The sequence below is a fragment of the Arthrobacter sp. 2YAF22_2 genome (genome assembly GCF_052114645.1).
In the GTDB taxonomy this organism is placed as follows: Bacteria; Actinomycetota; Actinomycetes; order Actinomycetales; family Micrococcaceae; genus Arthrobacter.
In genome coordinates this window covers 1-2,997 of record NZ_JBFRFD010000455.1, presented here as the reverse complement: position 1 = coordinate 2,997, position 2,997 = coordinate 1, and the positions used below count along the sequence as shown (strand labels likewise).

Sequence of the window (2,997 nt, the reverse complement as noted above, 5' to 3'; positions counted from 1 at the left end):
GTGTGGCAACGAACGCGGCGGCAATCATGTGTCCCAACTCGTCCGGCTTTGACAGGTTTTCGAGGACGTGGGTTAGGGACACCACGGTGCCGACGATACCTATGGTGGGGGCGTAGCCGCCGAGTGAGGCGAAGAACTTCGAGTTGGAGTGGTCGGTGCGCGACTTGGTGTCAATCTCATCCTCCATCTGCATCCGGAGATCTTCAGCGTCGGTGCCGTCGGCGATGTTCTGCAGGGCCCGCGCTAGGAAGGCATCCTTGACGCTCGCGGCTTCCTCCTCGAGGGAGAGCAGGCCCTCCGCCCGGGCCTTTTCCGCGAAGCGGACCATCTGGTCGATGCTTTCCTGCGGCTTGGCGGTTTTCCCGATGAACATTCCCGGGACTGCCTTAAACGCCTGGATGACGTCCTTGAGGGTGTTGCCGGCCAGCCCCACTGCAAGGGTTGCACCGAAGACCAGGACCATGGGCCCGGGCAGCAGCAGGGAGGAGAGGTTTCCGCCTTCGATCAGCACCATGGCGATCACCGAGCCGAAGGCCAGGAGCAGTCCGATGATTGTTGCGGGATCCATGGCTTACTTCCTCGGTGATTCGGGTTCCGGCGAACCGGCGTCGTCGTCCGTATCCGCCGGGGGGACCAGGCTCAGCGGGTAACCCGTGACGGCGGGAAAGTCCCGCGCCTTGCTCAGCACGTAAGCGCGATAGTCGGCGATCAGCTCAACCACCTCGGCAAGGCTTTCCAACACCACGTAGGCGGCGCCGTCGAGCGTGACTAGGTGGGTGTCCGGGCTCTCGTGGATCCGTTCAATCAGGTCCGGATTGACCGCGAAGCGCGTTCCGTTGAGGCGTGTGACGACGATCATGGGCCGATTCTGCTCTGGGGGCGCTCGGCTTTGCGGCCAAACGGCGGGGATGGGTGTTCTCTCCCTACTGTCGGCCGGCGGCGCGCTTTCGTTAGGCGCCGCCGTCGCAGCCTCCATTGCCCCGAGACGTTCCTTCGGATGGTCTTGATCGATGCCGGGCTGCCGGAACCGGAGCTGCAGCTGAGGCTCGTGCCAGGGGATCTGTATTCGCCCGCCGCGGACCTCGGTACCGGCAGCACCGGTTGGCTCTCCAGTACGACGGCGCCCACCACCGCACGCCCGCGCAGCAGTCCCGGGACATTCGCCGGAACGAGATGTTCAACGCCGCCGGCTGGCGATACTTCAAATTCAATGCCGACGACCTCGCCGGTGGATTCCGGAGCGCGGTACGCAGGGTCGGCGTCGCCTTGCGCAGCTGAGCCCGCCAGGCCCGGTTGCTCCATCACCTATGGCTGCCGCGAGCCTGTGTTTCCAGCCATAGGTGATAGCGCAACTGCCAAAGAGATTAGCGCTTCAGCTGGGTCAGTTCCTGCAGGACCTCGTCGGAGGTGGTGATGATGCGGGCGTTCGCCTGGAAGCCGCGCTGGGCCACGATCAGGTTGGTGAATTCCTGGGAGAGGTCCACGTTGGACATTTCCAGGGAACCGCCGGCCAGGGTGCCGATGCCCGGGTCCCCCGCCGCGCCGAGCTGAACGTTGCCGGAGTTGGCGGTGGCCACGTAGGAGGAGCCGCCGGCCTTCTCCAGGCCGGCCGGGTTGGTGAACTTGGCGAGCGCGATCTTGGCCAGCACCTGCTTGGTGCCGTTGCTGAAGGACCCGATCAGGGATCCGTCGTTGCCCAGGGTGAAGGACTCCAGCTTGCCGACGGCGGCACCGTTCTGGCCGGCGACCGTGAGGGAGTTCATCGTGGCATAGCCGGAGACCTTGGAGAGGTCGACGTTCAGGCCGCCTGCGGTCGTCAGGGACGACCCTGTGAGCAGCTTCCCGTCGGCGGCGAAGGTCATGGAACCGATATTGGTGGTTCCATCGAGGACGTCCCAGCCGAGGTCGGTCTTGTGGAAGTTCAGCGAAAGGCTTTTTCCGGCACCGTTTGCGTCGTAGACCTCGACGACGCGCTGAAGGTCGGGACTACCCGTCAGTGCGTCGCTGGGCAGGTTGCCATCCAGCGTCACCTTGCTCGTGGCGTTGGCGATCATGGTGTTGGGATTGAGTGTGATGTTGCCGATGGCACCACCCTGATTCACGACGCCGGTCTGGTCGGCCGTCCAGCCCTGGAGGATGCCGCCGTCGGGGCTGACCAGCTGGCTGTTGGCGTCGAAGGTCATGGACCCGGCGCGGGTGAACAGCTGCTGTCCGCCCCTGTTGGTGACGAAGAAGCCGTCGCCGGAGATCATCATGTCGGTGGCCCGGCCGGTGCTCTGCGAGGAGCCCTGGGAGAAGTTGGTGGTGACGCCGGCGACTCGGACGCCCAGTCCGATCTGCGCCGGGTTGCTGCCGCCAGTCTGGCCCTGCGGTGCGGAGGCACCCTGGGTCATCTGCGAGAGGGTGTCCTGGAACTGGGTGGTCGAAGACTTGAAGCCGGCGGTGTTGACGTTGGCGATGTTGTTGCCGGTGACATCCAGCATGGTCTGGTGGGCACGGAGGCCGGAGATTCCGGAGTACAGCGAGCGGAGCATGGGAACTGCCTTTCTACGGGTGAAGCACTGATTAGGAGGCGGCGGGCGCCGTAATGCCGGAAATCGAATCGAGCGGGATGGAAAGGGTACCGACCTTGACGGCCGGAACTGCGCCGGCGAAGGACACCGAAGAGGCGAGTCCGCTGCCGGTGGTGCCGTCGCTGAGCGTGTAGTCGACGTTGTGGCCCACCAACTGCGCGGCGGCCGACCGCATCTGGAGGGAGAACGCCTCCTTGCTGTTGGTGGTCATCTCGGTGGTCTTTTCCATCATGGAGAGCTGGATGGTCTGGCTCATCATCTGGTTGGTGTCCATCGGAGCGCTGGGGTTCTGGTTCTTCATCTGCGCCACCAACAGCGTCATGAACACATTGGCGTCCATGCTCTGAACGGGCGTTCGTACGGCCGATGCCGGCGCCGAGGCAGGGCCCCCGACAGCCTGCGGCGTGACCGGCTGGGGAGCGAT

Annotated in this window: 5 protein-coding genes; 1 reads left to right on the top strand and 4 read right to left on the bottom strand. The window is 64.7% G+C overall.

Features of this window, described 5'->3' with window-relative positions:
- A partial coding sequence (locus AB4Y86_RS15760; protein ID WP_441403128.1) for a motility protein A occupies positions 1–568 on the bottom strand: 568 nt, incomplete at its 3' end.
- A 3-nt stretch (positions 569–571) separates the two neighbouring features.
- Positions 572–859, bottom strand: a complete 288-nt coding sequence (locus tag AB4Y86_RS15755; protein WP_441403127.1) for a flagellar FlbD family protein — start codon at positions 857–859, stop codon at positions 572–574.
- Between the two features lie 242 nt (positions 860–1,101).
- Between AB4Y86_RS15755 and AB4Y86_RS15750 the strand changes: the two genes are divergently transcribed.
- Positions 1,102–1,278 (top strand): hypothetical protein, encoded by a 177-nt coding sequence (locus tag AB4Y86_RS15750; RefSeq protein WP_441403126.1) that lies wholly within the window; start codon positions 1,102–1,104, stop codon positions 1,276–1,278.
- 86 nt (positions 1,279–1,364) lie between these two features.
- On the opposite strand, the gene AB4Y86_RS15745 is transcribed toward AB4Y86_RS15750, so the two are convergent.
- Both AB4Y86_RS15745 and AB4Y86_RS15740 read right to left on the bottom strand, forming a co-directional pair.
- Positions 1,365–2,534, bottom strand: a complete 1,170-nt coding sequence (locus AB4Y86_RS15745; RefSeq protein WP_441403125.1) for a flagellar hook protein FlgE — start codon at positions 2,532–2,534, stop codon at positions 1,365–1,367.
- Positions 2,535–2,565: 31 nt separating this feature from the next.
- A partial coding sequence (locus AB4Y86_RS15740; protein ID WP_441403124.1) for a flagellar hook assembly protein FlgD occupies positions 2,566–2,997 on the bottom strand: 432 nt, incomplete at its 5' end.

Bases quoted from the DNA above. Each gene is read 5' to 3' on its own strand.
- AB4Y86_RS15755 (WP_441403127.1), bottom strand. From the start codon at position 859: ATGATCGTCGTCACACGCCTCAACGGAACGCGCTTCGCGGTCAATCCG.
- AB4Y86_RS15745 (WP_441403125.1), bottom strand. From the start codon at position 2,534: ATGCTCCGCTCGCTGTACTCCGGAATCTCCGGCCTCCGTGCCCACCAG.